This is a genomic window from Streptomyces bohaiensis (assembly GCF_012033785.1).
In the GTDB taxonomy this organism is placed as follows: Bacteria; Actinomycetota; Actinomycetes; order Streptomycetales; family Streptomycetaceae; genus Streptomyces; species Streptomyces bohaiensis.
In genome coordinates this window covers 1-4473 of sequence record NZ_JAAVJC010000339.1, presented here as the reverse complement: position 1 = coordinate 4473, position 4473 = coordinate 1, and the positions used below count along the sequence as shown (strand labels likewise).

Annotated in this window: 4 protein-coding genes; 1 reads left to right on the top strand and 3 read right to left on the bottom strand. The window is 74.2% G+C overall.

All coding sequences use genetic code 11. The annotated features are described in order from the left end of the window. The first annotated feature begins 295 nt into the window (after positions 1-295). Complete coding sequence (locus HCN52_RS22130; protein ID WP_168090205.1) at positions 296-760, top strand: cupin domain-containing protein; 465 nt, start codon at positions 296-298, stop codon at positions 758-760. A gap of 221 nt (positions 761-981) precedes the next feature. Here HCN52_RS22130 and HCN52_RS22125 read toward each other — a convergent pair whose 3' ends face one another. The 3 genes from HCN52_RS22125 to HCN52_RS22115 form a co-directional block, all read right to left on the bottom strand. Then, positions 982-1989 carry a hemolysin family protein gene (locus HCN52_RS22125; RefSeq protein ID WP_168090204.1) on the bottom strand — a complete coding sequence of 336 codons (1008 nt, stop codon included), beginning with the start codon at positions 1987-1989 and terminating at the stop codon, positions 982-984. Positions 1990-1991: 2 nt separating this feature from the next. Next, positions 1992-3338, bottom strand: a complete 1347-nt coding sequence (locus tag HCN52_RS22120; RefSeq protein WP_168090203.1) for a hemolysin family protein — start codon at positions 3336-3338, stop codon at positions 1992-1994. A gap of 427 nt (positions 3339-3765) precedes the next feature. Continuing rightward, positions 3766-4248, bottom strand: coding sequence for a GNAT family N-acetyltransferase (locus HCN52_RS22115; protein WP_312876837.1), 483 nt, complete (start codon positions 4246-4248; stop codon positions 3766-3768). Positions 4249-4473 lie beyond the last annotated feature (225 nt).

The following is a 4473-nucleotide window of genomic DNA, read 5'->3' as shown; positions in this document are numbered from 1 at the left end:
GGGGCCGGCGTCCCGACCCACCCCGCGCGCCGGCGTGCGCTTCGGCGCTGTGACCGCCGACCGCGGCACGCCACGGCGCGCAGCGCGCGGAGCGGGCGCGCCACCACCAGCAGCGACAGGCAGAGCGGTCGGCACGGGGACACGCGCCGACCGCTGCTGCGCGTCGGCCCCGGCAGCGCGGCGGTACACCGTGCGGGGTGGCGCACGGCGCCCGGGGAACGTGGCGGACGGCTGCCGGTTCGTGGCAGAGTCGGAGGTCTCCCTCCACTGTTCGTTCCGTCGCACCGGAGGTCCCATGACCGCGCCCGAGCCGTACTCCACCGCGCCGCCCGCCGCCCCCGCCGGCGTCGGATGGCCGGACGCGAACGGCCCGGTACCCGCCCACCCGCCCGCCGCCGCCCCCGCGACACTCACCGCGGACGCGCCCGACGCGGCCGGCACGCCCGCGGCCCCGGCGGTACCGGCCGATCCGCCGGCCACCGCCCCGCCGGCGACGCTCGCCGCCGCCGAGGGGTGGAGTCCGGCGTCCACCGGCGACACCCTGGTGATGGCACTCAGCGGCGAACTGACGCTGGAGCTGGCCGGGGAGACGGCAGCGCTCCCCGGGCCCGGTTCGGCCGACGGCACGGTACGGCTCGGCTGCGGTGACGCCTACGTGGTGCCCCCGGGCGTCGCCTACCGCGCCACCGCCCACGGCGCCTGCGAGTACGTGCTGATCGACCCCGCCGGCACCACCGTCACCGGACGCGTCGACGACTGAGCGGGCCGGGCCCGGCCCGGCCCGCCGTAGCGCGAGCGCCACCCGCCGCATCGTCCGGGACGACCCGCCCCCGGGATGCCGCGCCCCCCGGAACGCCGAACGGCCCGGCGGTCCAGGACCGCCGGGCCGTTCGCCCGCTGCTTCCGCCCGACGCACCGCACGCGGCGGGGCCAGGCGACGACCGGGGTGGGCGTCCGTCGCCGGCCGCGCACCCCGCCGTCTCACGCCATCAACCGCACCAGCAGGTCGTCCAGGCTGATCAGCCCGGCCAGCCGCTCGTCGTCGGTGAGGACGACCGCCAGCGACGCCCGGTGGTGCCGCAGCTGTTCCACGGCGTGCTCCACGGTGTCGTCCGCGGTCAGCCGCGGCACGGGACGGGCGAGATCGCCCGCGGTGATCTCGCGCCCCTCCGCGCGGGCCACGATCGCGTCCCGTGCGTGGACCGAGCCGACGATCCGGTCGCCGTCGCGCACCAGCAGCCGGGTGTGGTCACTGGCGGAGGCAGCCGACAGGATGCCGTTCGCGTCCGCGGTGCCCGAGACCGACACGATGCGGTCCACCGGCACCAGCAGCGACCGGATCGGCGTCTGCGGCTCGTTGAGGGAGCGCGTCAGCAGCCCGGAGTCGGACTCGCTGATGAGCCCCATCCGCTGCGACTCCGTCACCAGCTGGCCGAGCTGCTCCCGGCTGTGCACCGAGTTCAGCTCCTCCACCGGGGCGACCCGGAAGGCCCGGACCACGCCGTTGGCCGCCGTGTTGAGCGCGCGCAGCGCCCAGCGGAAGACCCGGACGATCGCCCGGAACGGCGGCGACAGCAGCATCGCCGACCGCTCGGGGTGGGAGATCGCCCACGACTTCGGGGCCATCTCGCCCACGACCATGTGGAGGAAGACCACCACCACCATGGCGAAGACGAAGGCGACGCCGTAGCTGACGCCGCTGGGCAGGCCCAACGTCACCAGCAGGGGTTCCAGCGCGTGGGAGATCGCCGGCTTGGAGATGGACCCCAGGAGCAGCGTGCAGACGGTGATGCCCATCTGGGCACCGGCCAGCATCAGCGAGAGCTCCTTGGTTCCGGCGAGGGCGGAGCGTGCGCCCCGCTTCCCCTCGGACACGGCCTTCTCCAGCCGGTGGCTGCGGGCCGCCACCAGGGCGAACTCCGCGGCGACGAAGAACCCGCTGCCGATGAGCAGCAGCACGGTCACGAACAGGGCTGTTCCGATGTCCATCGTCAGACCACCCCTCGCTCGTGCGCCGTCGCGGCGGGCACCCGTGCCAGCCGGACCTTCTCCGGGACGTGCCGGTCCATCGCCAGCACCTCGATCTCCAGCCGTCCGCCGTCACCGGGAAGCTCCAGGTGCAGGCGGTCCCCGACGGTCGGGAACGTGCCGAGACGGTCCAGGACCAGGCCCGCCACGGTCTCGAACGTCTCCTCCTCGGGGAGGGGGATACCGGTGGCGTCGGCCACCTCGTCGACGCGTCGGCCCGCGTCCACCAGCCAGCCGCCGGCGCCGTCCGCCACCGCGATCTCGACCACGCGGTCGCTCTCGTCGGCGATCTCCCCGACGAGCTCCTCCGCGATGTCCTCCAGGGTGACGATGCCCGCGAGGCCGCCGTACTCGTCGATAACGATCGCGAACTCCTGGCGCGCGGCCTGCATCTGCTCGAGAGCCCGCGGCAGCGGGAGCGTGTCCGGCAGCCGCAGCGGCGGCCGGGCGAGGCCGCCGGCCGTGACCGAGGCGAGCTTGCCCTCGGGGAGCTTCACCAGCTCCCGGACCCCGATGACGCCGACCACGTCGTCGACCCGCTCGGCCACCACCGGGTACCGGGTGTGACCGCGGGCGCCGATCCGCTCGACGACCTCGGCGGCGGTGGTGTCGGTGCGCACGTAGTCGACGTCGACCCGCGGCACCATCACCTCGCCCAGGGTCCGCTCGGAGAAGTCCAGCGCGTGGTCCAGCAGCTCGGCCGTCGCCTTCGGCAGATGGCCGTGCTCCCGGGACTCCAGGATCAGATGGCCCAGCTCCTCGGCGGTGGCGCCGCCGTGCAGCTCCTCCACCGGCTCGATGCCGACCATCCGCAGCAGGCGGTTGGCCGCGGCGTCGAAGACGTGGATGACCGGGCCGGCGATCTTGAGGTACAGCAGCGTCGTGGACGCCATCTGCTTCGCGAGTCGCTCGGGGACGGCGAGAGCCAGGTTCTTGGGCCCCAGCTCGCCCACGATCATCTGGATGACCGTGGCTCCGATGAAGGAGAGCGTCAGGGCGAGGCCCGACACGGCGGCCTCGGGGACCCCCACGGCGGTGAGCACCGGGGAGATCAGCTCCGCCATGGCGGGTTCGGCGAGGAACCCGACGATGAGGGTGGTGACGGTGATGCCCAGTTGCGCGCCCGAGAGCATGAAGGACAGGCGCTGCTGGACCCGTACCGCGCGGATCGCTCTGCGGTCACCGGCAGCCGCCTCACGGGCGAGCTTCAACCGGTCCGCCGCTACGTAGGCGAACTCCTGCGCGACGAAGTAGCCGGTGCCGACCGTCAACACCATGACGGCGAGCAGGGCCAGAAGTGCGGCACTCATCAAGCACCACCTCGCCGCGTGCCGCGGTCACGCATGTGCTGGCGAGGTGGTCCCGGACTGTGGCTGCGTTCAGGCGGGTCCGACGATCTGGCGGACAAGGCCGTGCCCTTTCCTTGGGAGACAGGTCTGCACAACGTTAGTACCAGAACGCTTCTTCCCGCTGTGGTGCGGGCATACCGATCGAACAACACGATCGCGGCAGGTCACGCCGGGCTCACCGATGGTTGCGACACGCACCGGTTCGCCACGACACGTCGTCGGTGCGTCGCGGTGCGCGACGGGCTCGCGCCGGGGGTGCGCCGGAGCGCCACGGGGGCACGGCTGCGCTCGGTGACGGTCGGACGGCACCGGCACCGCAGCGGTGCTCCCGGGGCGTGAGCGCCGTCGGCGGCGCGTCCCCGGAGGCGCACGAGCCGCACCCGCCCACTCAGCGCTCGCTGTTGGGGTCTCCCGCCGACCGCCGCACCGTGCCGGCGTCCGACCGCTGCGCGGCGCGCAGCTGGCGCCGCATGCAGGCACGGGGCCGGCGGTCGAGACCGTGGGCGGCCTCCGCCCGGCGGATCGCGCGCAGCCCCGGCGTGATCTCGGTCTCGCGCAGATACCGGAATCCGCACCGCACGTAGTACGGCCCGTTCCACGGCACCTCGGTGAAGGTGGTCAGAGTGAGCGCCCCCGCGCCGCGCCGGGCGGCCCAGGCGTCGACATGCTCGACGAGCCCCGCGCCGATGCGGCGGCGGGCGTGGGAGGCGCGGACGGACAGCTGCTCCAGGTGCGCGCACCCGTCGACGATGTCGACCAGCACGTAGGCGACCGGTGCCCCGCCGTCGACGTGCACCCAGGCACGCCCCGCCTCGACGTAGCCGAGGAGCGTGGCGGCGAACGGCGGCTCGTCCTCGGCGATCGCCGCCATGCCGAACGGGGCGAAGACCGCCCCCGCGTCGCGTTCGATCGACTGCAGCGTCGCGATGTCCGCTTCCCGTGCCGCACGGATCATGCCGCCTCTTCCTCCACACGGGCGGCGGACCGAGGTCTCGATGTCGCCGAGACCGTCGATGGGGGCGCCCAGCGGGTCGACGACCCGGCCCAGGTAGCCCTCGCCGACACCGACGGAGAGCACCTCACCGGTGCGCTGCAC

Bases quoted from the DNA above. Each gene is read 5' to 3' on its own strand.
- HCN52_RS22130 (WP_168090205.1), top strand. From the start codon at position 296: ATGACCGCGCCCGAGCCGTACTCCACCGCGCCGCCCGCCGCCCCCGCC.
- HCN52_RS22120 (WP_168090203.1), bottom strand. From the start codon at position 3,338: ATGAGTGCCGCACTTCTGGCCCTGCTCGCCGTCATGGTGTTGACGGTC.
- HCN52_RS22125 (WP_168090204.1), bottom strand. From the start codon at position 1,989: ATGGACATCGGAACAGCCCTGTTCGTGACCGTGCTGCTGCTCATCGGC.
- HCN52_RS22115 (WP_312876837.1), bottom strand. From the start codon at position 4,248: ATGGCGGCGATCGCCGAGGACGAGCCGCCGTTCGCCGCCACGCTCCTC.